Annotated in this window: 18 protein-coding genes and 1 pseudogene; 11 read left to right on the top strand and 8 right to left on the bottom strand. The window is 65.9% G+C overall.

Translation table 11 applies throughout. The features are described 5' to 3' along the window. The 6 genes from map to JNK99_RS07365 form a co-directional block, all read left to right on the top strand. The coding region (gene map, locus JNK99_RS07390) for a type I methionyl aminopeptidase (protein WP_291850826.1) at positions 1-510 on the top strand (510 nt) is incomplete at its 5' end. 5 nt (positions 511-515) lie between these two features. Further along, a complete protein-coding gene (locus JNK99_RS07385; RefSeq protein WP_291850823.1) occupies positions 516-3,092 on the top strand; it encodes a [protein-PII] uridylyltransferase in 2,577 nt (858 codons plus the stop codon). 307 nt (positions 3,093-3,399) lie between these two features. Beyond that, a complete protein-coding gene (locus JNK99_RS07380; protein ID WP_291850820.1) occupies positions 3,400-3,771 on the top strand; it encodes a hypothetical protein in 372 nt (123 codons plus the stop codon). A gap of 40 nt (positions 3,772-3,811) precedes the next feature. Then, positions 3,812-4,069: an HPr-rel-A system PqqD family peptide chaperone gene (locus JNK99_RS07375; protein ID WP_291850816.1), complete on the top strand. Its 258-nt coding sequence runs from the start codon at positions 3,812-3,814 to the stop codon at positions 4,067-4,069. Further along, positions 4,066-5,010, top strand: coding sequence for an HprK-related kinase A (locus tag JNK99_RS07370; protein ID WP_291850813.1), 945 nt, complete (start codon positions 4,066-4,068; stop codon positions 5,008-5,010). Before JNK99_RS07375 ends, JNK99_RS07370 begins: the two co-directional genes overlap by 4 nt. Next, entirely contained in the window at positions 5,007-6,116 is a 1,110-nt protein-coding gene (locus JNK99_RS07365; RefSeq protein ID WP_291850810.1) for a nucleotidyltransferase family protein, read from the top strand. Before JNK99_RS07370 ends, JNK99_RS07365 begins: the two co-directional genes overlap by 4 nt. A gap of 81 nt (positions 6,117-6,197) precedes the next feature. Here JNK99_RS07365 and rimO read toward each other — a convergent pair whose 3' ends face one another. Beyond that, positions 6,198-7,523 carry a 30S ribosomal protein S12 methylthiotransferase RimO gene (gene rimO / locus JNK99_RS07360; protein ID WP_291850807.1) on the bottom strand — a complete coding sequence of 442 codons (1,326 nt, stop codon included), beginning with the start codon at positions 7,521-7,523 and terminating at the stop codon, positions 6,198-6,200. A 122-nt stretch (positions 7,524-7,645) separates the two neighbouring features. Then, complete coding sequence (locus JNK99_RS07355) at positions 7,646-12,430, bottom strand: EAL domain-containing protein (protein ID WP_291850804.1); 4,785 nt, start codon at positions 12,428-12,430, stop codon at positions 7,646-7,648. Between the two features lie 290 nt (positions 12,431-12,720). Here JNK99_RS07355 and JNK99_RS07350 point away from each other — a divergent pair, with 290 nt between their 5' ends. Genes JNK99_RS07350 through JNK99_RS07340 form a run of 3 tightly spaced genes read left to right on the top strand, consistent with a single transcriptional unit; the run spans position 12,721 to position 14,881 of the window. After that, a complete protein-coding gene (locus tag JNK99_RS07350; RefSeq protein WP_291850801.1) occupies positions 12,721-13,167 on the top strand; it encodes an acyl-CoA thioesterase in 447 nt (148 codons plus the stop codon). Positions 13,168-13,211: 44 nt separating this feature from the next. Further along, on the top strand, positions 13,212-13,583 hold the full coding sequence (locus JNK99_RS07345; protein WP_291850799.1) for a hypothetical protein: 372 nt from the start codon (positions 13,212-13,214) through the stop codon (positions 13,581-13,583). 14 nt (positions 13,584-13,597) lie between these two features. Continuing rightward, positions 13,598-14,881, top strand: coding sequence for an MFS transporter (locus tag JNK99_RS07340; RefSeq protein ID WP_291850797.1), 1,284 nt, complete (start codon positions 13,598-13,600; stop codon positions 14,879-14,881). A 240-nt stretch (positions 14,882-15,121) separates the two neighbouring features. Here JNK99_RS07340 and JNK99_RS07335 read toward each other — a convergent pair whose 3' ends face one another. The 4 genes from JNK99_RS07335 to JNK99_RS07320 form a co-directional block, all read right to left on the bottom strand. Further along, complete coding sequence (locus JNK99_RS07335; protein WP_291850794.1) at positions 15,122-15,601, bottom strand: hypothetical protein; 480 nt, start codon at positions 15,599-15,601, stop codon at positions 15,122-15,124. Between the two features lie 120 nt (positions 15,602-15,721). After that, the gene (locus tag JNK99_RS07330) at positions 15,722-16,240 is read right to left on the bottom strand and encodes a cupin domain-containing protein (RefSeq protein ID WP_291850792.1); all 519 of its coding nucleotides are present in this window, start codon (positions 16,238-16,240) and stop codon (positions 15,722-15,724) included. 44 nt (positions 16,241-16,284) lie between these two features. After that, positions 16,285-16,683, bottom strand: a complete 399-nt coding sequence (locus JNK99_RS07325) for a GFA family protein (protein WP_291850789.1) — start codon at positions 16,681-16,683, stop codon at positions 16,285-16,287. 657 nt (positions 16,684-17,340) lie between these two features. Next, a complete protein-coding gene (locus JNK99_RS07320) occupies positions 17,341-17,892 on the bottom strand; it encodes an NADPH-dependent FMN reductase (RefSeq protein WP_291850787.1) in 552 nt (183 codons plus the stop codon). Between the two features lie 388 nt (positions 17,893-18,280). Between JNK99_RS07320 and fumC the strand changes: the two genes are divergently transcribed. Then, on the top strand, positions 18,281-19,669 hold the full coding sequence (gene fumC / locus JNK99_RS07315) for a class II fumarate hydratase (RefSeq protein ID WP_291850784.1): 1,389 nt from the start codon (positions 18,281-18,283) through the stop codon (positions 19,667-19,669). Positions 19,670-19,679: 10 nt separating this feature from the next. Here the strand turns inward: fumC and JNK99_RS07310 are convergent, their stop codons facing one another. Together JNK99_RS07310 and cadR are read right to left on the bottom strand one after the other, a co-directional pair. Beyond that, complete coding sequence (locus JNK99_RS07310) at positions 19,680-21,566, bottom strand: DUF6600 domain-containing protein (protein WP_291850779.1); 1,887 nt, start codon at positions 21,564-21,566, stop codon at positions 19,680-19,682. Between the two features lie 538 nt (positions 21,567-22,104). Then, positions 22,105-22,536, bottom strand: coding sequence for a Cd(II)/Pb(II)-responsive transcriptional regulator (gene cadR, locus JNK99_RS07305; protein WP_291850775.1), 432 nt, complete (start codon positions 22,534-22,536; stop codon positions 22,105-22,107). 53 nt (positions 22,537-22,589) lie between these two features. Here cadR and JNK99_RS07300 point away from each other — a divergent pair. After that, a pseudogene (locus tag JNK99_RS07300) lies at positions 22,590-24,077 on the top strand (HAD-IC family P-type ATPase); the annotation flags it as partial.

Raw genomic sequence — 24,077 nt, 5'->3', positions numbered from 1 at the left:
GTCAATCTGGACGTGACGGTGATCAGCGACGGCTATCACGGCGACAGCAGCCGCATGTTCCTGGTTGGTGAAACCTCCCTCCAGGCGCGGCGCCTGTGCGAGGTGAGCTTCGAATGCCTGTGGCTCGGCATACGGCAGGTGCGGGCCGGCGGGTACCTCGGTGACATCGGCAATGCAATCCAGAGGCATGCCGAACAATCCGGCTACTCGGTGGTCCGCGAATTCTGCGGTCACGGCATCGGCACCAGATTCCACGAGGAACCCCAGGTGCTCCACTATGGCCGCCCACACACCGGAGCCCGGCTCGAGCCCGGCATGATCTTCACCATCGAGCCGATGATCAATGCCGGGCGGGCACCCGTCAGGACGATGGCCGATGGCTGGACGATCGTCACCAAGGACCACAGCCTGTCCGCTCAATGGGAGCACACGGTTCTGGTCACCGAAACCGGCTACGAGGTTCTCACCGTGTCGGCAGGCACCCCGCCACAGCCGGACTGGATCACCTGAACCCGATGCGCACCACCGCGGCACAACACCAGGCGCTGGTCGAGGGTTGCCGGTCGCGTTTGCGTTCAGGCCAGACGACATTGCGCGAGCGTTACCACGACGGTGGAGCAGCACGCCTGTTGCGGGAACGCTGCCAACTGGTAGACGATGTCCTGTGTGATCTGTGGCGGGAGCTGGGCTTGCCGGCAGCATTGTCGCTGGTCGCGGTCGGTGGCTACGGCCGCGGAGAGCTCTATCCGTATTCCGATGTTGACATCCTGCTCCTTCTGCCGGAACCGCCCGACGCCGAACTGACCTGCCAGCTGGAAGCGGCGATTGCCCTGTTCTATGATATTGGTCTGGAGATCGCCCCCAGTGTGCGGACGCCCGCCGAGTGCTCGCAGGCGGCGGCCGGCGACCTGACGGTCCAGACCGCCTTGCTCGAGGCGCGCCTGCTGACCGGCAATGGCGAGCTCTTCGTGCAGACCTGCCGGCAACTGCGCGACCGGCTGGATGCGCCGGCCTTTTTCGAGGCCAAGCGAATGGAGCAGGAAGAACGCCACCGGCGCTACCAGGACTCGCCCTACAGTCTCGAACCCAACTGCAAGGAAGCTCCGGGCGGCCTGCGCGACTTGCAGACCATTCTCTGGATCACACGCGCGGCAGGCTACGGGGACTCCTGGGAAGATCTGGCACGACACGGCTTCATCACGCAGGACGAGGAACAACAGTTGCAGCGCAGCGTCAGCTTCCTGCAACGCCTGCGCACACGCCTGCACCTGCATGTCGGTCGGCGTGAAGACCGTCTGCTCTTCGACTACCAGACGGCACTGGCGGAACAGATGAACATCGCTCCCACAGCTACCCGCCGGGCGAGCGAAAGGCTGATGCAGCAGTACTACCGAACCGCCAAGATGGTTACCCAGCTCAACACGATCCTGCTGCAGAACATCGGTGCCGCAATTTCGCCGCCACCCGATCAGGCGCCCCTGCCGATCAATGAGCGTTTCCAGAACACGCACGACCTGCTCGACGTGGTGGACGAAACCATTTTCGACAAATCGCCCGGCACCCTGCTCGAGGCCTTCCTGGTGATGCAGCAACACGCGGAACTGCAAGGAATGACGGCGCGCACGCTGCGTGCCTTGTGGCATGCACGCACCCTGATTGATGACGATTTCCGGCGCGATCCGGAGAATCGCCGGCGTTTCATCGAGATCCTGCAGCAGCCGCGGGGCGTCTTGCACGAGCTCCGACGAATGAACCAGTTCGGACTGCTGGGTCGTTATCTGCCCAATTTCGGCAAGATTGTCGGCCAGATGCAACATGACCTGTTCCACGTCTACACCGTCGACCAGCACTCCCTGCAGGTGCTGCGCAACTTGCGCCGTTTCCTCGCCGACGAATTCGCCCATGAGTACCCCCTGTGCAGCGAACTGATGGGCGATTTCACCCGCCCCTGGGTGCTCTACGCGGCTGCCCTGTTCCACGACATCGCCAAGGGGCGCGGCGGCGACCACTCGGAACTGGGAGCCGTCGATGCCGCCGAGTTCTGTACGCAGCACGGGGTCGATTCGGACGACGGCGCACTGATCGTCTGGCTGGTCCGCCACCATCTGCTGATGTCGTCCGTCGCGCAGAAGCAGGATTTCGCCGACCCGGAAGTCGTCGGGGCTTTTGCCGCAACGGTCGGAGACGAGAGAAGACTGGTTGCCCTCTACCTGTTCACCGTCGCCGACATTCGCGGCACCAGCCCGAAAGTCTGGAACACCTGGAAGGGGCAACTGCTCGAGCAGCTCTTCCGGAGCACCTGCCGCACCGTACTCGCCGGCGGCCAGGTTCCCAAGCAGGGAATGATCGAGGAACGGCAGCAGCAGGCGCTGCGCCTGCTGCGCTATTTCGCGCTGCCCGAAGCGGTGCACCAACGCTTGTGGAGACAGCTCGATACCGTCTATTTCCTGCGCCATTCCGCCGAGGAGATCGCCTGGCATACGCGCGCGCTGCACTATCGGACCGGCGTCGAAAAGCCGGTCGTCAAGGCACGCCTCAACCCGCAAGGCGAAGGGCTGGAAGTGATGATCTACACGCGCGACCAGCGCGATCTGTTCGCCCGCGTGGTCGGCTTCTTCGGGCGGGCCGGCTACACCATTGTCGATGCCAAGATCCATACCACCCGCCATGGTTACGCGCTCGACAGCTTCATGCTGCTCGATCTCAGCGACCGTGACAGCGACCGGGAGATGATCAGTTACATCGAGCACGAACTGGCCGAACGCCTCAGTCGTCAGAGTCCACCGGAAGCGCCGGGAAGCGGGCGACTTTCGCGCCAGGTCAGGCACTTCCCGGTGCAGCCGATGGTCACCATCGAGCCCGACGAGAAGGGCTCACACTATGTCCTGTCGGTCGGCGCCGCCGACCGACCGGGCTTGCTCTACACCATCGCCATGACCCTCGCCGCCCATCATGCCAACCTGCACACCGCAAAGATTTCGACGCTCGGCGAACGCGTTGAGGACACCTTCCTGATCAGCGGTGGCGACCTTGGCGATACGGCCAGCCGCATCAAGCTGGAAGGCGAGCTGCTGGAACGTCTCAAACTCTGACCAGCAGGCATTCCGGCCACCCGCTGCCAACTGTCGGTTTTTTTTACACTCACCCTTGAAGAGTGTCCGGGACGATCCGATGCCCGGCGATAGACCCCTGATTTACAGAGATTTCGTCTTCACCAAACTCTTGTGGCACACAACTTGCTAGCTTAGGGAAAGGCGTGATTCGGCAAGCGAGGCGACTGCGCCAACCTGGCTCTCGCCGTGCTCCTTTGGCAAAAGCGTGATGCAGTGCGCAAGCATTGAGGGGCCAGGCGGACTAGAATGGTTTGTGTCAAGCCGATATCGATATCAAGGAAAGCAAATGTCAGAGACCTCACAAGAACGGACCGAGCAGCGACGGAGGCTGCTCAAGAAGGCAGCGGTGGCGGCACCAGCCATCTTCGTTCTGCCAACCGGCAAGGCGCTCGCCAACACCAGCCTGCATGCGTGTGTGCACAAACATTTCGCCGGCGGCCAACTGCCGCCCGACCCGCTTCCTGCCGATCAAACCGACGAGTGGGTCCGTCGCTTCGACGCGGGACGGCCGAGCAGCCCGGTCGACCCCGGCAAGACAGCCGGCAACTACCTCGTGTTCGACGACGTCACCAACAAACCCGTTGCCTATGCCTCGTGCTGGAACTCCATCCATCCAACAGGTCCGATGGCCGACCCGACAACCAATCTCATCCCCTGATGATGTGTGGCTGACGCCGCCCTGACCGGAAATCAACTGCTTGGCGCACTTGTTGCATTACCGCCGACTGGGAGACGGCGGCGTCGTATTCGATCAGAGGGACTGGCAGACACACGTTCTTACGCCGCCAGCGGCGGTCATTTTCGAGGCATTGGGCGAGCTTCGCATCGACGAGACGCCTGTTCCCCGGAGCCGGGCACTCCACTTCTTGCGCAACGAGCTTGAGGTGGATCCCGACACGCCCGAGATGCAGCAGGTGTTGCGTTCTTTGCAGGAGATGGGCATGCTTGGCGGATGATCGCCGCTCCCCCCCGAATCCGGGACCTGCCCCCTGCCCTTTTGCTCCAGCGTTTTTCCACGGCATCTGTCGAACTTGACTACGGCGCGGCAGTCGTCCGTGTCGGCTCCGACCTCAAGACTTTTGTCGACCACCTGCAGCACGTCTATGGTGCCTTCAGTCTGGCTGAGGCACCGTTCGCTGATTTCCATACCGAAGTTCGCGGCGGCAAGGGCCTGCGCGCGTACCTGCGCCCCCAGTCCCGATTTCTGATCGACGGCATCCAGCCCTTCGACCCCTTCCCTGGAAACCAGGCACTGCCGCACTTCGAGTGGGGTGTCAACTGGTGCTTCGCGCAGCGCTTCAACCAGTATGTCCTGCTGCACGCCGGCAGCCTGGCGCTCGCCGACCGCGCGGTCATCCTCGCCGCGCCGCCGGGCGCTGGCAAGAGCACGCTCACCGCGGCCATGATGCTGCGCGGCTTTCGTCTGCTGTCCGACGAATTTGGCGTGTTGTGCCCACGCACCGGACAACTGTGGCCGATGCTCAAGCCGCTCGCCCTGAAGAATCGCTCGATCGATGTCATCCGCGATTATGCCGACCAGGCGGTGCTTGGTCCCGTTTACAAGGGCACGCGCAAGGGCGACGTGGCGCACCTTGCCCCCGGCGAGGAGAGTTTCGATTGCCGACATCGCCCGGCCCGCCCCCGGCTGGTGATCTTCCCGGGCTTTCGCACGGGTGCAATGCTGAGCACGCGCCGCCTGCCGGGCGAAGAGGCTTTCGCCCGGCTCGCCTTCAACAGCTTCAACTACGGCCTGCTCGGCCAGGTCTCGTTCGATGCCGTGGCTGACGTCATCGAGTCGTGCCCGGCTTTCGCACTGGAATACAGTAAGCTGGACGAGGCAATCGACGCGATACGCGAACTGCTTGCCGAGTCGGCAGACAACGCAAGCGAAACATGAGCAGCCGCGCAACCGCCGATCCCGCTCTGCGCTGCCTGCTGCAACTGCTGGGCGACGTGCGGCCGGTGAGCAGCCTGACGCTGTCCGACTGGGACAAAACGATACGCCTTGCCCGGCAGGCGAGGTTGTTGGGAGTGCTGGCCAGCCGCCTGCGCGCGCGACCCGATTCTCTCGCCAACGTGCCGGCACCCGTCTGCGGCCACCTGCTTTCGGCGACGGCCTACTCCGGGCACCGCGTCCAGATGCTGCGCATGGAACTGGCCGCCCTGGACGCCGCACTACCGGCCGAAATCCCGGTCGTGGTACTCAAGGGCGCCGCCTACGTCGTGCAGAATCTGGAGATGGCGCGCGGGCGCCTGCCGAACGACGTCGACCTGATGGTCGGACGCGACCAGCTGCAGTCGGCCGAGAGCGCGCTGCTCGCCGCCGGCTGGGCCGCCGAATTGGTCGACGATTATGCCGACCGCTACTACCGCGAGTGGAGCCACGAGCTGCCACCGATGCGCTTTCCCGGGCATCCGATGGAAGTCGACCTGCACCATACGATCACCCCGGTCACCGGCCGTCTGCGGCCGGATACGGTCCTGCTCTTCGCCGACCTGCAGCCGGTGACCGCACAGCGTTTCCTGGTGCTGCATCCACTGGACCAGATCCTGCACGCCGCGGTCCACCTTTTCCAGGATTCGGAACTGCTCGACAATCTGCGCGATCTGGTCGACATCGATGGCCTGATCCGCACCCATCTGCACACGGCGGGCGACTGGCAGGCGCTGCTCGAACGTGCCGCACGGCATGGTCTCGAGCGGCCGCTGTGGTACGCCTTGCACTACTGCAGGGAATGGCTGGCCACCGCTGTGCCCGCTGCTCTGCCGCTGGCCGCCCCACCGGCGGTGGCCCGGCGACTGATGGACTGGCTGTTTCCGCGCAGCAGCTTGCCGCGCATCCCCGATCGGCGGCCAGGAGTGTCGCGACGGATTGCGGCGCAGCTTGGCGTCGCCCGCTATCAGTGGCTGCGCATGCCGCCCGGCCTGTTGCTGCGCCATTTCGCCCACAAGGGCCGGCAAGCCCTGCGCTGGCGTCCGGCGGGACGACACCAGCCCGAATAAGCCGGGGGGCAGCGGCAGCGCTCGACAGCCGACAGCCAGTCGGAATCTTCGCGAAGCGAGAGATGCCAGACGATCTGCCCCTCAGGCGGCGCTGCCGGCAATCTCGGCGTAGAGATCATGCTCGTCCGCATCGACCACACGAACGCGCAGAAAGTCACCCGGTTCGGCTGCGAAATGACCATTGACGAAGACCAGCCCATCGATCTCCGGTGCATCGGCCGCCGAACGGGCGATCGTTCCCTCGTCATCGACCTCGTCGACCAGCACCTCGATTTCACGCCCGATCTTCGCCGCCAGCAGCTCGGCGGAAATGTCCTCCTGCAGTTCCATCAAGCGCTGTCGGCGTTCCTCGCGCACCTCCTCGGGCAGCGCACCCGGCAAGGCATTGGCGGCCGCGCCATCGACCGCGGAGTAGGCAAAACAGCCGACACGATCGAGGCGTGCCTCGGCGATGAAGGCCAGCAATTCCGCGAACTCGCCCTCGCTCTCGCCGGGAAAACCGGTGATGAAGGTGCTGCGCACCGTGATCTCCGGGCAGACGGCCCGCCAGGCGCGCAGGCGTTCGAGGTTGTTCTCGGCGCTCGCCGGACGCTTCATCGCTCCCAGGATGCGCGCGCTGGCGTGCTGAAAAGGCACGTCGAGGTAGGGCAGGATGCGGCCCTCGGCCATCAGCGGCAGCAGAGCGTCCACGCTCGGATAAGGATAAACGTAATGCAGACGCACCCAGATCCCCAGTTCCCCCAGCGCCTCGCAGAGTTCACGCAGCCGGGTTCGCAGCGGACGGCCGCCGACGAAACCGGTGCGATACTTCAGATCCACCCCGTAGGCACTGGTGTCCTGGGAAATCACCAGCAGCTCGCGCACACCCGAATCGGCAAGCGTTTTCGCTTCCTGCAGCACGTCACCGATCGGCCGGCTGAGCAGCGGGCCACGCAGCGACGGGATGATGCAGAAGGTGCAGTTGTGATTGCAGCCCTCGGAAATCTTGAGGTAGGCAAAATGCTGGGGCGTCAGCTTGATTCCCTGCGCCGGTACCAGACTGGTAAACGGGTCGTGCGGCTGCGGCAGGTGCGCGTGCACATGCCGCAGCACCTCATCCGCCGCGTGCGGACCGGTCACCGCCAGTACCTGCGGATGCGCCTGGCGGATGACCTCCTCGCGAGCCCCCAGGCAGCCGGTGACGATCACCTTGCCGTTCTCGGTCAAGGCCTCGCCAATCGCCTCGAGCGACTCCTCGACTGCCGCATCGATGAAACCACAGGTATTGACCACCACCAGGTCGGCACCTTCGTAGGATGGCGAGATCAGATAGCCCTCAGCGCGCAGCTTGGTGAGAATCTGTTCCGAGTCGACCAGTGCCTTGGGGCAACCCAGCGAAACGAAACCGATGTTTTTCGGCTTGGACATGGAGTAGCGCTCGAGTGAAAAGGCGTCGAGTATACAGCCAGCTTCGCTTCCCCGACCCTGGGCGCGCCAGGGATCAGGACAATTCGAATGCGGTCAGGCAGAGCGCGCGCCGCGACCACCGTTCAACCGCTCGGCACCCCCAACCAGACCGCCGCGAAGTCCTCGGGTGGCAACGGCGGGCCAAACAGGTAGCCCTGCGCCAGATCGCAGCCCTGCTCGAGCAGGATGCTCCGCTGTTCTGCGGTTTCCACCCCCTCCGCGACCACCTTCAATCCCAGGCCGTGGCCGAGGGCAACGATGGTGGCGGCGATCGTCCGATCATCCGGATCGCTGACCAGATCGCGCACGAAGCTCCGGTCGATCTTGAGGGCGGTTAGCGGCAGGCGTTTGAGATAGCTCAGGCTGGAATAGCCGGTACCAAAGTCGTCGATGGCCAGTCCGGTGCCCAACTGCTCCAGGGCGAGCAAGGTTTCGGCCGTTTGCGGCCCGGCCTCGAGCAGACTGGATTCGGTCAGTTCCAGTTCCAGTGCCTCCGGCCGCAGCCTGTTCGCCTCGAGTTGTTCGCCAATCCAGTCGGCCAGGCCCGGCTGGCGAAAGTGCCGGGCGGAGAGGTTGACCGCGATCGACAAGGGGGGCAGACGGGCAGCGCGCCAGGCAGCCAGTTGCCGACAAACCTCGGTCAGCATCCAGGCACCGAGCTCGACGATCAGGTCGCTGCCTTCCGCCACCGGTATGAATCGTCCCGGCGGAATCAGCCCATGCTCGGGATGCTGCCAACGGACCAGCGCCTCGGCACCGACCGTTTCTCCATCGCACAACCGCAGTTTCGGCTGGTAATAGGCGCGCAATTGCCCGCTCGCCAGAGCCTGGCGCAACTCGCTCTCGAGCACCAGTCGGTCGAGCGTCGCGGCGTTCATCTTGCGGTCGTAGAAAACACGCGTGTTGCGACCGTCCTGCTTGGCCCGGTACAGGGCAGTGTCGGCATTCTTCTGCAACTCGGCAAAATTCGTCCCATCATGCGGATAGAGTGCGATGCCGATCGAAACCGTGGCTCGCAGGGGATGACCACCAACCGCGAACGGCTGGCGAAACGCCACCAACAGCTTGTCCGTCACCCGCAACGCACCTTCCTGCCCGGTATCCGGCAACAGGAGAACGAACTCGTCGCCGCCCAATCGACAGACCGTGTCCTCGCCCCGGGTAAGCTTCTGCAGACGGGTCGCTGCCTGCACCAGCAGGGCATCGCCTTCGGCATGGCCGAGCGAGTCGTTGACCTGCTTGAACTGGTCGAGGTCGAGAAACAGCAGCGTCAGCTCGCCATGATGGCGCGCTGCCAGGGCGAGCGCGAATTCCGCCCGCTGCGCCAGCAGCGCCCGGTTCGGCAGATCGGTCAGGGCATCGTAGTAGGCCAAGTGCTCGATGCGTTGCTCGGCGGCCTTGAGGGCAGTGATGTCGGTCGCCACACCGACGTAATGAGTGACGCAACCGTTCGCATCGCGCACCGCACCGAGGCTGGCGAGAGCGGCACGGCGCTCTCCATCCTTGCACCGCACCCAGAATTCGCCATGCCAGCGGTCTTCCTGTCGCAGCGCCCGCAGTACGGCCGCGAAGTACTCCTCCGGCTGCCGGTCGGCCCAAAGCAGGCGCGGACTGCGTCCACGCACTTCGGCCTCGGTATAGCCGGCGTGGACGGTGAAGGCCGGGTTGATGGCGACAATCTTCCACTCGGCGTCGGTCACCACGATGGCATCACGTGCCGCTTGAAAGACGGCCGCCGCCAGACGCAGGTGCGCCTCGGCTTCCTGGCGCTCGGTGATGTCGCGAAAATTGCAGACCAGTGCACCGACGCTCGCCTCGTCGGAGAGATTGCTCAGCGTGCTTTCCAGCCAGCGCCAGGAGCCCTCCTTGTGGCGCACACGATAGCGGGTCGACATGGTCTGTCCCGGTTTGCGCCGCAGATCGTCAAGCAGCGACGATAGTGCTGGCCGGTCGTCGGGATGAGTCAGCTCCTCCGGCACCAGGCCCAGGGCTTCCTCCGGGGTATAGCCGAGCAGGGCATGGATGGCCGGGCTGGCATAAATGATGGTCTCGTTGAACAGGACGATGCCATCCGGCGCATGCTCGATCATCGAGCGGAAGCGTTGCTCGCTGGCGCTCAGGGCCGCCTCTGTTTCCTGGCGGGCGGTGATGTCCTGCAGCGTGCCGACCATGCGATAGGCACGCCCCTCCGGATCACGCAGAAAAGCGCCGCGGTGCTCTATCCAGCGATAGGGTCCATCCTTCGAACGCAAGCGGTATTCGACTGTGTAGGCCGTGCCACTGGCCATCGCTTGGTCGAGCAGAGCACGCGCATGCGGTCGGTCGTCGGGGTGAATCAGCGTCACCCAGGCCGCCAGGTCGACGACGGCGAACTCGTCGGCCCGGTAGCCGGTGATTCCGCTGATCGCACCGGCCCACTGAATGGCGCCGCTCCGACAGTCGTAGTCGTAGATGATCTGGCCGGTCAACAGGGAAACGATGCGGTAACGCGCTTCGCTGTCCTGCAAGGCCGCTTCCGCCTGCCAGCGCTCGGTGATGTCGGAAAAGGCCGCGGCAATCAGGCCGGGAACGATCTGAAAAGCCACCACCTCGAAGGCACCGTCGATCCTCTGATCACGGTAGCGCACCACTGGCCAGCGTTGCGCCCCACCCGACTGCGCCAGGTGACGGTAGGCGACCGGAACCTCGGTCGTCGCCAGCGCGGGAAAGACCACCTCAAGAGACTGGCCGACGAAAGCGGCATGCTCCATCCCGAGAATTGCATCCGCCGCCGGGTTCGCACCGACCAGCATCAGGTGGCCATCGTCGGTCAATCGGTAGAAATGAAAGCCGAATGGCGCGTGCTCGACGATATGGCGTGACTGCGCTTCGCTCGCCTGCAGCTCCAGCGTGCGCTCGGCAACCAGCGCTTCCGCCCGTTGCCGCTGCGAGATCAGGGCAAACAGATAGAGCGCCGCGAACAGGGTCAGCAAACCGCCGGTGACCGGAATCCAGCGATGAATCGAGTCGAGGTGGCGATCGACAAATGCATTGCTCGCGGCCACCTCGATGCGCCAGACGCGATCGGCCAGCGCGAAGTCCCGCTGGAAATGCAGACCCGCGGCAACGGCGGCCGTGAAATCAGCCGTCGAGGGATGATCGTAAAGCCATTGCTGTTCGCCGTCGGCGCTCAGATCCGTCAGACGGTAACTCAACTGCCCCGCTTCACTCACCCGCAGGGCGTCGGAAACCATTTCGCCGATGCGCATCACCCCGAGCACCAGACCACGCAGCGGCCGGCCAACGTGCTCATCGACGGGGGTCGCCACGGAACCTTCGTGGACCGGCGCGAAAACGAGGACCGAGAAGCGCTGTTCGGATGCTGGCTCCTGCACCAGAACATAGCGACCACTGGCGGCCAGTTGGCCGACGTCGCGCGCTCTGGCCAGTGCGGCACCACGCGCCGGATGCGCCGCATCGGGCGCGAAACCCAATGCCGCGGCGTTGCCGACATAGGGTTCGAGAAAGTAAACCGGATAATACTCGTCGCGCTCGGCCGCCGGCACGAGCCGCCCCTCCGCATCGCGCTCGGTAAACTGGAAGCCCTCGAGCCCATCGCGGCGTGCCGCCGCTTCATGGGCTGCTCGCTGCTGGCGGGTGACGCGCGGCAGCCACTCCAGCGCACGGAAGGAGTGTTGCTCCAGGATGGGGGTCACGAAGGCACTGAACTGCTGGCGACTGACGCTCTCCACCCCGGCGAAGAAACGCCGCACGGTGTCGAGATCCTCCAGGTTTTCCTGGATCGTCGAAATGATGCGCTCGGCCCGTTCGGAGGCTGCGCTCCGGAAATCGCGGGCCAGCCCATCCTCGGCGCGCTGTCGCCACTCCGCGAACACCCCGAAGGTCAGGACCAGACCAGCCAGCATGACCAGCGCGGCAGTGCTCCAGGCAGCGCTGTTCCCCGCCACCTGGACGGTGCGGCCTGCAGCGACCCGTTCCCGCCACCACGCTCCGCCGAGCAGCAGCGCCAGGGCCAGCAGTCCCAGCGTACCCATCAATGCCTGACCGGTGCGCCGCGCGGTGGTCGAGATCTCCTGGCGAATCGGCGTTCGCAGCAGGGCCGTCGGCTGACCGGCCAGATCGGACAGCAACTCGTAGACCATGAGAGACCCGGCGGGTCCCGGTCGCAAGGCTGCCTCGCCGGCGGGCAGGCTTGCCAGGTAACCACGTTCGTCCGCGGACAGGCGTGGATCGCTCGCCGGCAACAGGTCGAAAGCCACCTGGGTCTGCGCCACCAGCGTGCGCAGCAGCTTTTCGTCGAGAAAGCGGCCAAAGACCAGCAGGCCGCGCGCCGGCCCCCTCCCCTGCGTGGTCAGGATTGGTCGCGCGGCGAGCAGCAGCAGACCGCGCTCGCTGAGCAGCAGGCCACTTTTTGCCTGCCCCTGGGCCGCGCTCGGCTGCAGCAGCGACCAGACGGCCGGGGCTTCGCCGGCGAAGGCCGCCAGGCTGACTGTCCCGCCCCGCCTGGCGTCGTAGGCGCCACCGTAGAGCACCTGCCCGTCGCGGGCAAAGATGAAACACAGATTCAGGCGCGCGCTTTTCTCCAGCGTCCGCCAGTCGCCCAGATTCGAGCTGATGAAGGCTGGATTGCGGTTTGCTGCGAAGGCGTAGGCATCGTCCCACTCCGCCCAGTCGCCCAGTTCATTGCCCAGTTGCCGCAGTTCGCTGTCCACTGCCGCGCGCGCCCGTCGACCATCCTCCAGGGCCTGAGCCTGCTCCAGTTCGACGAACGCCGGCCGAACGATCGAGTGGTCGAGCGCCCAGATCGCGAACAAGACCGCCAGAAAACCAAGCACGGCGGCCGAGGCGGGACGCAGCCAGGCGTTCACCCTGGAACTCTCGCCAACTGCGCCATCACTGCCATCATCGGCCAGGCACCGGCATGTGCACAAACCTCCTTTGGAGAAAAGCTGTCGAGTATAGGTGGCGCGGTCAACCCGGGTCAATCGGGCATTTCGCTTCGCCCTTCCGCGCGGCGAGTGAGGAAGCGCGCCATGCCGCCGCCGAGGAGTGCCGCAGAGGGTTGCAACGGGCGGGAGCCCGGCCGCTCGGACTGAGCCCGCGCCGGAGCGGTTGCGACAGAGTAGAATCCGGCTTCCGATCGCCCTCCGAGAATTCGATGCCGCGCATACTGATTGAACGCTTCACCGTCACTGCCGACGCCATCGACATGAACGGCCATGTCAATAATCAGGAATACGTGCGCTGGATGCAGGATATCGCCACGGCGCATTCGCACGAGCAGGGCTGGCCGATAGCCCGCTACCTCGAGGAGAAGACCACCTGGGTCATCCGCTCGCATTACATCGAATACATCCGGCCAGCTTTCAGGGGCGACGAACTCCTGGTCGCCACCTGGGTCGCCGGCATGCAGGCACAGACCTCGCCCCGCAGGTATCGCTTCCTGCGCGCCCGTGACCGGAAGACGGTCGTCGAAGCGGAAACCTTGTGGGTGTACTGCGATGCGACCAACGGCCGGCCCCTCGACATCACGGCGGAGGTGCGCGCGGCCTTCCCGGTAGTGGCGGACAGCGAAGAGATCAGGGCGGCGATCGGCGCTGCCTGAGCTGAACCGGAACGGCACGACCGCCCCCCGGAGAGGAGCAGACGATGAGCGAGAGAATCTGGCTGGCAAGCCACCCGCCCGGCCGCCCGGACGACATCGACCCCGACCAGTACCGATCGCTGGCGGACCTCTTCGATCAGGTCGTCGACAAGCATGCCGAGCGCCCGGCTTTCCACAACCCGGGGCGCACGCTCAGCCACTCCGGGGTGGACAAACTGGCGCGCGATTTGGCCGCCTTCCTGCCAGGACTGCCGGGCATGGACAGAGGCGAACGGGTCGCCAACATGTTGCCCAGCCCGCTGCACACCGCACCGGAGCTCGAGCACCCGTTGCGCGACTCCGGGGCACGCACCATCGTGGTTGCCGAGAACTTCGCCACGCGCTGCGCCACCCGCCGCCGGGCCAAGCGGCGGTGAGATCGACATCGAACGTGAGGGAGCACTGGGCGCGGCTGGTCGATTGCCGTCCGGGCGAGGGACGCCTCCTGGCCTGGTCTTTCGCCGCTTTCTTCCTGCTCCTCGCCGGCTATTACGTGCTGCGTCCGCTGCGCGAGGAGATGGGCGTCCAGATCGGGCCGGAGAAGCTGCAATGGGCGTTCACCCTGACGCTGGCCGGCATGTTCGCCATCGTCCCGCTCTATGGCTGGGCGGCGGCCCGGCTGCCACGCCGGCAATTGCTGGCGACGGTTTTCGGCCTGACGGCACTGGTCCTCGCAGGTTTTCAGGTCTGGATCGCCGGCGGCGCCTCGCCGGTCGCCGCCCTCGCCCTCTTCGTCTGGGTCAGCGTTTTCAATCTGATCGTCGTCTCGCTGTTCTGGACGGCAATGGCCGACAGCTTCGCACACGCCCAGGCCCGGCGCCTGTTCGGCATGATCGCCGCCGGCGGCAGCAGCGGCGCGTTGCTCGGCCCGGCGCTCACCGCCGTCTCGGTGCACGCCGTCGGGGTGCATGGCCTGCTCCTGGTTTCGGCGGCCCTGATGCTGCTCTCGCTGCTCTGCATCCTGCGCGTCGCGGACGGCCGGGCGCCGGCCGCGGCGGGCCGGCCAGTCGGCGGCAAGGTGCTCGCCGGGCTGCGGGAAGTCGCCACCTCACCTTACCTGGCAATGATTGCGCTGCTCATCGTGCTGCAGAGTGTGGTCGGCACCTTCGTCTATTTCGAGCAGGCGCGCCTGGTCAAGGCGGCGGCCCTGAGCGCCGAAGCGCGTACCCAGCTCTTCGCGCTGATCGATCTGGCGGTGAACCTGCTCGCCCTCGGGCTGCAGGCGCTGGTCGCCGGCCGCCTGATGCAGCGTCTGGGTATCGGCCTCACGCTGGCGGCGGTGCCGCTGCTGCTGACCATACCGCTGGCGGTGCTGGCGGCCATCCCGGTACTCGCCGCAGTGCTGGTGGTCCAGGTCATTTCGCGAGCGGGTGGTCATGGCCTGCTGCGCCCGGCGCGCGAGGCCCTGTTTACGGCGGTCGAACGGGAGGCGCGCTACAAGGCCAAGAACGTCATCGACACCGTGCTGTCGCGCGCCGGTGATGCCCTCGGTGGCTGGCTGCACGCCGCCGCCGGGCTGGGCACCGCGGGCGTTGCCCTGGCGGCCATTCCTGGCGCCCTGGCACTCGCCTGGCTGGGCCGGCAACTGGGCCAGCGCTACCGGCGGCAGGTCGCCGCAGTCTCGACCGCAACCACGGCGGTCAACCCGCCCGAAGAGACGCCGGCAAGCGGATGAAAGGGAAGCCGATACGGGCAGACGACCAGAGGCCCGCCGGCAATGGCCGGCGCGCCATGCTCGGGACGATTGCCGCGACGGACTGGCGCCTGCCGGCAGGGCGCTGCCTGCCTGGGCGGCCGACTTCGCCTGCACGAGCCGGGCGCAGTTCTTCCTCGGTTGATCCTCGCCCGGCCGACGGTGACCTGTGTCATCCCGGCGACCAGCCAGCCGGATCATCGGCAAGATCTGCCGTGACCGTTAGCCCCGCTCGGCCGGCAGAGCAACACCATGCCGCAGGTAGTGATTGATCTTCGCCTCCCACTCCTGCATGAAGCCCTGGTAGTACGCCTCGGTGAAGGACGCGACGAAGGCATCGCCGCGCGGCCCGAGGCTGGTGTGCGTGTAGGTGATGTCCGCCGTGCAGCCGCCAGCGGCCGGCCGCAACCGGATGGTCAGCCGGCAGGCGGTCACCCCGGGCGTGATCCGGATCATTTCGACAAAGCCTGCCTGCGACTCGTGGCGCGTGATGTACCACACCGCGTCATCCGCTCCGGCGGCGGTGACGAAGACAGCATCGGCCTCGGCAACACCGGACCCGGAGACTACCAACAGCGGATCCCAGCCCTCGATCCAGTCTGCTTCGCGGACCGGGCAGAGCAGCGCGAACACGACGTCCGGAGAGGCGAGCAGACTCTGCGTATACGAGCGCGTCGCGCGACATGGTTTGACGATCTTCATTGGGCGGGAAAGACTTGACGCAAGTTCAGGCTCCGGACTCGTCGGCCGCCGGAGCGCGCCGCGTGAAGGGAAGCAGCAGGCAGGCAATCCGCTTGGCCATGGGGCTGGACGTCGCTGCGCTCACTCGCCTTCCCAGTAGTCGAGCGACTGACTCTCCCGGCCGACAAACAGCCAGCGCCGAGGTTTGCCATCGGCACCTGCGGCAAGCTCGGCGAGCACAGCGAACTTTCCGGAGTCCGGATACTCGGCGAGCTCGGGCGACAGCCTGGTGCTGACCGCCAGATAACGCAACTCGTCCGTACCGGAGTTGATGATCTGGTGCGCCGCTTCTCTTCCCCCGGGGGGCAAGGCAACGACATCGCCGACGCGAAGGGGATAGGTGCCGTCACCGATGCGAATTTCTCCGGAGCCTTGCAACACGAAGACCATCTCTTCGTTCACGTGATGGTTGTGGAACGGAAAGGCGCTCTTGCCGGGCGGTACGGCGGTAATGTTGTAGCCGAGTTTCCGGGCTCCGATACGCGGGCCGATCAACCCCATCCGCGCAGCAAAGCGCCCAGCGGCTGCCCCCGTGGGCGCGAAGGCGGCGGGCCGTGGCTCGAGAGCGACCTCTTCAATGTTGATGATCGGCCTGAACATGGCTGTCTCCGTGTGATTCGGTTGACAAGGGGCGGCGTCCGGATTCACAAATGGGAAAAGTGTTCGGGGGGCGCAAACTTGTCGCTGCGACCATCGACATACGTGATGGGAACGCGCGCCAGTTCTTCTTCCGAGACGTTCTCGAGGCAGCCGAGATTGACCCCATACATCGTTCCGACGGGTGTCTCGGTGCCCACACCAAACGCACGGACACCGCAGTGCCTGCAGAAATAGTGTCGGTTCTTGCGGGTGTTGAACAAGTACTGCGTCAGGTCAGCCTCACCCGACAGGAGGCGAAAGCCTTCAGGTCGTGCGACGGCCGGCCAGAAGCGGGTTCTGCGGCAGATCGAGCAGTTGCAGCGGTAGGAGCCTTGCGTGAGATCGAGTTCGGCCTCGAACTTGACTGCGCCACAATGACAACTGCCTCGATAGGTCTTCAGCATCGATTACCTCGCGCGCCCGATAGGGTCTGTGTGCGGTCTGACGAAGTCGGCACCCGACGAGATGCCCGACGATCCGCTGGCCGCCGTCCATTTCTGTGCCTGCTGCGCAAGCTCCCTGTTCCCGGAAACGTGCCGGCGCCAGACACCCCTGGCGGGACGGGGAATCACGGCGGCGCCGATCAAGCCAAGCGACCAGCCTGGCGCCCCTGTCCGCTTCAGGGACGACACCATACGCACCGGGCTGCGGCCTGTCCAGTAGACCCGAAGTGGGCGGGTGATTGGCCTGGCCGCCAGGCGAACAAGCTTGTCGATGCCCTCGACCGCTGCCGTCCAGCGACCCCGTGGATACCCGCTGCAGGCGACCGCAGGCGTCGTGCAGGTATCCCGATCGGTCCGGCAAGCATCGTGACGATCCCGGTAAGCATCGCGACGGGTCCGGTAGGCATCACGACCCTCCAGGTAAGTATCACGACCAGTCCGGCAAGCCTCATGACGTGTCGTGGAAGCCTCCTGACTCTTCAGGCAAGGATCCGGATGCCGGTGATACGCGCATCGACTCCTGCCACGAGCCGGCTCGGGCTGCCGTGCCGACGCCGCCACGCCAGGTGCGGCCTGGCCCCGGCCCCGGAACCTGCCGCTGCGTGCCGGGCACTGCGCTCAGGCGGTGTGCTTCTTCACCCAGTCGACATAACGCTCCATCCAGCTTTGCAGGAACTTGCGGCTGCCCTCGCCGATGTTGCCCGCCTCGTCGAACAGGCCCTCCCTGGCATGGATGAAGGCTTCGGGCTGACCAAGGGTGGGGACGTCGAGGTAGGCCAGAACGTTGCGCAGATGCTGTTGCGCGAGCGCCGTGCCGATGGCGCCGACCGAGGCACCCAACACCCCGGCCGGCTTGCCCGCCCAGACGCTCTGGCCGTAGGGCCGCGAGGCGTGATCGATGGCGTTCTTGAGCACCCCGGGCAGCGAACGGTTGTATTCGGCGGTGACGAAGAGCAGACCGTGGGCCGCGGCGATTTCGCCCTTCAGGCGCTGCACCGAAGCGGCCGGGTGGGTGTCGTCGTCCTGGTTGTAGAGCGGCAGGTCGCCGATCTCCACCTGACTGAAGGAAAAGTCCGCCGGCGCCAGCCGCACCATGGCGCTGGCCAGCTTGCGGTTGAACGACTCGCGACGCAGGCTGCCGACGAGGACTGCAATGTGATATTCGGTCATGACGATCTCCGGTAGGGATGAAGAAAGCGGCGGCCGGGGAGCCCGTCCGCCCGGCGCACAGCGCGCGATGGCCTGCCGGGCTGCTGCGACAGCACGCCGCCGCCCGGCAGGCACGCCGCTTTCGACCCGCCGCAGTGCAGCTCGTTCCCGCCACCCGCCGCGCAGCAACCGGGCGGCCTGCGCGATGGAGCACACCGGCCAGCCAGCCGGCAGGATCAATTGCCGCCGCAACGGTCAAACAGACAGGTCGAGTTGGCGCCCGAACGCCGGCAGGGCGGGAGGCGTCAGGACAGACGACCGGCACCACAGGGGTGAGAACTCGCGCCGGCTGTGGCAGGCAGCCCGGCCGTTGCGGCAAGGCGACACCCGTTTGCGCAAGGAGATCACCATGAGCGAAACACGTACCGAATACGACTCCCTGGGCCCGATCGAGGTCCCCGCCGAACGGCTCTGGGGAGCCCAGACGCAACGCTCGCTGGAGCATTTCGCGATCTCCAGCGAACGCCTGCCGAGCGAGTTGCTGCAGGCCCTGGCCGCGGTCAAGCAGGCCTGTGCCCGGGTGAACGGCGAACTCGGCCGGCTACCGATGGACAAGGCGACGGCGATCGCCGCCGCCGCCGATGAGGTGATCCTGGGCCGGCACGGGGAGGAATTTCCGCTCTCCGTCTGGCAGACCGGTTCCGGCACGCAGACCAACATGAACATGAACGAGGTGCTGGCCAACCGTGCCTCGGAACTGCTCGCCGGCGAGCGCGGCGCGCGGCGGCGCGTGCATCCCAACGACGAGGTCAATCTCGGCCAGTCGTCGAACGATGTCTTCCCGACCGCCATCCATCTGGCCGCCGTGCTGAGCATCACGCGTCATCTGCTGCCCGGGCTGGCCAGGCTGCACTCGGCGCTCGCCGGCAAGGCGGAGGAATTTGCCGGGATCATCAAGATCGGCCGGACGCACCTGCAGGATGCCACCCCCTTGACCCTGGGGCAGGAGTTCTCCGCCTACGTGGCGCAACTGGCGCAGTGCCGCTGGCTGATCGAACGGCTATTGCCGGCGCTCCATCCCCTGGCGATTGGCGGCACGGCGGTCGGCACCGGGCTGAACACGCCTCCGCAGTTTGGCGCGCGGGTCGCGGCGCTACTCGCCGCAAGCCATGGCCAGCCTTTCTGCAGTGCCGACAACAAGTTCGCGGCACTCGCCGCGCACGACGGGCTGGTGGCCATGCATGGCGCGCTCAGGACACTGGCCGTTGCACTGAACAAGATCGCCAGCGATGTCCGCTGGCTGGCCTCGGGCCCCCGCTCGGGGCTGGGCGAGCTCGCTCTTCCGGAGAACGAGCCGGGCAGTTCGATGATGCCCGGCAAGGTCAATCCCACGCAATGCGAGGCGCTTGCCATGCTCTGCTGTCAGGTGATGGCCAACGATCTGGCGATCGGCCTGGGGGGCGCCGCGGGGAACTTCGAGCTGAATGTCTACAAGCCGCTGATCGCCCACAATCTGCTGCAAAGCATCCGCCTCCTGGCGGACGGCATGCACAGCTTCGAGGTGCATTGCGTGCGGGGAATCGCGGCGCGACGCGCGCGCATCGCCGAGCATCTCGAACGCTCGCTGATGCTGGTGACGGCCCTGGTGCCGCATATCGGCTACGACCGCGCCGCGCGAATCGCCAGGCAGGCGCACGCGGCAGACAGCACGCTGCGCGAAGCGGCGCTGGCCCTCGGCGAGGTCGGCCCGGAAGACTTCGATCGCTGGGTGCAGCCGTCGACGATGCTGGGCATTTGAAACGGGCTGCTCATTGCGTCCCCATCATGCGGGCGCGTACCTCGTCTCGCGGGTCGGCTCGCTTCTCCCTGACGTGACCACCGCCGCGGGCGCGTTCGGCATCCGCCGGCTGCCCGCGCGGCTCGCCGCGTTGCGGCGCTGCCATGGCGGGCGGCGACGCATGCCCGCCCGACGGCGGCGCGCTCGCTGGCGGCCGGGTGGGCGAGGTCGCTGCCGGCCAGCCGGCTGCCCCGCCATGCGGCGGGAACCCGGCATCGCCACGCCGGCCGGTCTGACCATCCGGGAGGCCGGATGGAGCGGGTCGCTGCCCTCGTTCGGCCTCCATCTGCATCTGGCCGATCTGGCGGCGCACCTCGTCACGACCAGGCGCCACCCTTGTCGGCACTGGCTGCTCCACCGGCAATGCGGGGGCGACGGGGCGCGGCAGGCGTCCGGCCTCCGCCTGCGTCTGGCCGATCTGACGGCGCACCTCGTCACGACCGGGCGCTGCCCTTGCCGGCACCGGCTGCTCCGCCGGCAATGCGGGGGCGACGGGGCGCGGCAGGCGTCCGGCCTCCGCCGGCGTCTGGCCGATCTGACGGCGCACCTCGTCACGACCGACCGGCGCCCGGAACAGCGCCGGCTGGTTGGCCAGCTCGGCATGATCGGGCTGCCGAATCGCGGCTTCGCGCACATGCTGGCGCTGCCGCATCGCTTCGACAGGCATCGCCGTCACCGCTTGCGGCAGGCGATGATTGGTATAACGGGTACGCGCCGCCACCGACTCCGGGGCGACGGTCACTTCGTTGAGCTGTGCGGTGTTGGGGAGATGGGCCGAGTTGAGCGCACGCAGGTGTCTCGGGCTGCTTCGATAGGCCGGAACATAGACCTCGCGCGGTGCCAGGGGAAACCAGCCAACCGCCGGCCGGGCACCGGCCCGACCGGGAACGGCGCCACCCGGGCTGCCGACCCAGGCGACCAGGGCCGGTGCGTAAACCGGTCGCACCACCCGGCGGCCCGGCACCCAGCCCCAGGCACCGCGGAAGTAAGCCCATCGGCCGTAGTGGAAGGGAGCGAAGCCCCAGGCTTCGTCGCCGACCCAGGTCCAGCCCCAGGGTTCGACCCAGGCCCAGCGTCCGGCGCGGTATGGCGCCCAATCGGCCGGCAAGGCGCGCGGAAACCAGACGGCACCGTAGGCCGGTGTCTCGTGCCAGTCGCCATAGGCGTCGAGCTCGGCAGCGCCGGTCATCTCCGGAGAGACGTAGCGCGGCTCGGCCAGCGTGCCGTACTGCCGGTCGCGACCGGAACTCCAGAGTGCGAACTCGTCTTCCAGCGGGACGGACGTCTGGTACTGGGTGCGCCCGCCATTCCGGATTTGCACCCGTTGCCCGGCACCAATCGCCAGCGCGACGTCCTGCGCGACAAACTGGATGGCGCCGCTGTACGCCGTGCCAGCGACGCTGGAACGGTCCACATCGAAGCGATAGCGTCCGGCATCCCGCAACTGGAAACGTCCGTCGCGCGTTTCGAGCTCGAATTCGCGAGCTGCCTCGGACGAGCGAAAGCGGGCAATCAGGCTGCCGTCGAGCAGGCGCAGGACGAACCGTTGATCGTCAAGTCGAACGAACTCGAGCACCGATCCCCCGGCGAGCTGCAAGAGGCTCGATCCGACCTGCAGTTCGACGCGTCCGTTGTTTCCGGTCGAGATGACATCGCCGGTGGTCAGCGGCCAGTTGACCAGCGCCGCACTCGATTCGCCGCTCTCCGCCCGGTGCAGATGAACCGAGCCGAACAGCCAGGCGATCCGCCCGACCCGGCCAGCCGGATCGGCCGCGGCGGGTGACATCGCCAACAAGGAGAGCAGCAGGAGTGCCAACGAGCGGCAATAGCGGTGCAGGATGGCAAGATAGGGGCGCATGGCTGATCATCCGGAAGGTTCCGGCAGACGGGCTGCCGATCAGCCAAATAACGCCCGACGGTCGCTTTGGTCCGATGGCGGACACAGTTTGTTACAAAAAACCTGCCCTGGCCCGGCCAAGCAGGCCGGAAAAACCTGCTGCCGGATCGCAGCGCCCCCGGATGGAGTCATCTGGCAGCCGGTCCGTCAACTTCATCGGGAAGAACCGGGATGCCGGAATCGATCAGCTTGCCCATGACATGAAGGAGATTCCGTGATCGATGCGGGAGAGTGGTGACCACACGGCGGAAGTCGGTGATGCAACGCCACACCTCGGCCACGGGTGCTGACGCCTCTTCGCCAATATTTGGGCTGCTCGACCGCAGACATTCTCTTGCACTTCGGGCAAGATATCGGCGCCCAACGGTATCAGACAGAACATCCTCGTCGACTGCGGCTTGCAGCGGATCAGCCGGCTCCGGAAGGGGATCGTTGCGAAGCGGAGAAAATGCGCGGCAAGGCCCGCCCACGTTAACAGGCATTCCTTATGTTGGCAGTGTCAGCCGAGGTGAGTGGGGCGCGGGTGCCTGATTTCGGTTTCCATTGCGGCAAGTCCCTGCAGGATCCCACAAGCATCAATCGAGCGCTCGCTCTGACAGAGTTCGCGCAGCATCACGAGTTGGCTTTGGAGTTGCAGCAACTCATTGATACGCATATCGACGTGCCCGATGTGTTCATCCAGCAAACGGTTGATGGCACGGCAATCACCGGCCGGCTGATCCATCATCCCGAGTAGCACGCGGATTTCTTCGTGGGTCATGTCCAATGCCCGACAGTTGCGAATGAAGCGCAATCGGTCAACATGGGCCTGGCCGTAGCTGCGGTAGTTGGCGGCGCTTCGTTCGGGCACCGGCAGCAGGCCTTCCTGCTCGTAGTAACGAATGGTTTGCACCGTGCATTGCGCCACTTGCGCCAGTCCGCCGATCTTCATGCGCGAGTCCTTTCCAGAAACCACTTGACTCTATAGTAACTTCAGGGTGTGCAATGTGCCATCGTCGATCAACCCGGACATTCGCCATGCCTGCCTGCCACCCCGCCAAGTCGAGCCATGATCATGCTGCCTGCGGCCACAACCATGACCACTTGCACGACCATGCCCATTCGCCGCAGCCAGCCGCCAGGCAGCGCGTCAGGCTGGGCATTCCCGCCGGCAGCATCCGCAGCGAACTACGCATCGTACAAATGGACTGCCCGACGGAGGAAACACTGATCCGCAAGAAACTGGGTGACATGGCCAGCGTGCAGGGACTCGAATTCAATCTGATGCAGCGAGTGCTGACCGTTGTGCACACGGCCAATGCCCTGCCGAGCATCGACGCTGCGATCCGCGAACTAGGGATGACGCCGGTACCGCTGACAGCCGCAGTGCCGGCAGCGCCCACCGCAGCACACTGGCCACAGCTGCTCGCCGGGCTGCTCGCGCTCGGTGCCGAAGTCGCCCACTGGGTCGGCGGGCCAGCCTGGCTGGTCGCCGTGCTGGCTCTGGCGGCGGTGACCGGCTGCGGTCTGGGCACTTACAAGAAAGGCTGGATTGCGCTTCGCAACGGCAACCTCAACATCAACGCATTAATGAGTATTGCGGTCACCGGCGCCCTGATGCTCGGACAATGGCCCGAAGCGGCGATGGTGATGTTCCTGTTCAACATCGCTGAGCTGATCGAAGCGAAATCACTCGACCGGGCGCGCAACGCCATTCACGGTTTGCTGCAGTTGACACCGGAGAAGGCGAGCGTGCAGCAACAAGATGGGAGCTGGACAGAGGTCGATGCCAAATCGGTCGCGATCGGCAGCGTGGCCAGGGTGAAGCCGGGCGAACGTATCGCACTGGATGGCGTGATAGTGGCCGGCCGCTCGGTGGTAAACCAGGCGCCGATCACCGGCGAGAGCCTGCCCGTCGAAAAAAGCGAAGGCGACCCAGGTCTTCGCCGGCACGATCAACGAATCAGGCTCGTTCGATTACCGGGTGAGTGCCGCCGCCAGCAACAGCACGCTGGCGCGCATCATCCACGCCATCGAGGAAGCGCAAGGCAAGCGCGCGCCCGCGCAGCGTTTCGTCGACCGGTTCGCCAAAGTGTATACCCCGATGGTGTTCGCCATTGCGCTCGCCGTGGCAATCGGCCCACCCTTGCTGCTCGGCGGTGTCTGGTATGACTGGATTTACAAGGCCCTGGTGCTGCTCGTGATTGCCTGTCCGTGCGCGCTGGTGATCTCGACCCCGGTCACCATCGTCAGTGGCCTGGCCACCGCCGCGCGTCACGGAATTCTGATCAAGGGCGGGGGATATCTTGAACAAGGCCGCAAGCTGGCCTGGCTGGCTTTGGATAAGACCGGGTTAGTGCAACATGCTTTCTGTAAATTTCCTTCGAGCTGGAAAGGCGTTGCCGAGTTGCCCGCAGCGATGAGGGCGCGTAGCGCCCGAAGAGCGGAGGGCGGCTCGGCAACGCGGCGCGAAGCCAGCCGGCCTGTATCCCA

The sequence above is a fragment of the Accumulibacter sp. genome (assembly GCF_016789985.1).
Classification (GTDB): Bacteria; Pseudomonadota; Gammaproteobacteria; order Burkholderiales; family Rhodocyclaceae; genus Accumulibacter.
This window is presented reverse-complemented; position numbering and strand designations above follow the sequence as displayed.

Excerpts from the sequence above, each read along its gene's own strand:
- JNK99_RS07320 (WP_291850787.1), bottom strand. The coding sequence starts at position 17,892 with ATGACCGAATATCACATTGCAGTCCTCGTCGGCAGCCTGCGTCGCGAG.
- JNK99_RS07385 (WP_291850823.1), top strand. The coding sequence starts at position 516 with ATGCGCACCACCGCGGCACAACACCAGGCGCTGGTCGAGGGTTGCCGG.
- JNK99_RS07330 (WP_291850792.1), bottom strand. The coding sequence starts at position 16,240 with ATGTTCAGGCCGATCATCAACATTGAAGAGGTCGCTCTCGAGCCACGG.
- JNK99_RS07350 (WP_291850801.1), top strand. The coding sequence starts at position 12,721 with ATGCCGCGCATACTGATTGAACGCTTCACCGTCACTGCCGACGCCATC.
- JNK99_RS07370 (WP_291850813.1), top strand. The coding sequence starts at position 4,066 with ATGATCGCCGCTCCCCCCCGAATCCGGGACCTGCCCCCTGCCCTTTTG.
- JNK99_RS07345 (WP_291850799.1), top strand. The coding sequence starts at position 13,212 with ATGAGCGAGAGAATCTGGCTGGCAAGCCACCCGCCCGGCCGCCCGGAC.
- rimO (WP_291850807.1), bottom strand. The coding sequence starts at position 7,523 with ATGTCCAAGCCGAAAAACATCGGTTTCGTTTCGCTGGGTTGCCCCAAG.
- JNK99_RS07310 (WP_291850779.1), bottom strand. The coding sequence starts at position 21,566 with ATGCGCCCCTATCTTGCCATCCTGCACCGCTATTGCCGCTCGTTGGCA.
- JNK99_RS07325 (WP_291850789.1), bottom strand. The coding sequence starts at position 16,683 with ATGCTGAAGACCTATCGAGGCAGTTGTCATTGTGGCGCAGTCAAGTTC.
- JNK99_RS07380 (WP_291850820.1), top strand. The coding sequence starts at position 3,400 with ATGTCAGAGACCTCACAAGAACGGACCGAGCAGCGACGGAGGCTGCTC.
- cadR (WP_291850775.1), bottom strand. The coding sequence starts at position 22,536 with ATGAAGATCGGCGGACTGGCGCAAGTGGCGCAATGCACGGTGCAAACC.
- fumC (WP_291850784.1), top strand. The coding sequence starts at position 18,281 with ATGAGCGAAACACGTACCGAATACGACTCCCTGGGCCCGATCGAGGTC.
- JNK99_RS07335 (WP_291850794.1), bottom strand. The coding sequence starts at position 15,601 with ATGAAGATCGTCAAACCATGTCGCGCGACGCGCTCGTATACGCAGAGT.
- JNK99_RS07365 (WP_291850810.1), top strand. The coding sequence starts at position 5,007 with ATGAGCAGCCGCGCAACCGCCGATCCCGCTCTGCGCTGCCTGCTGCAA.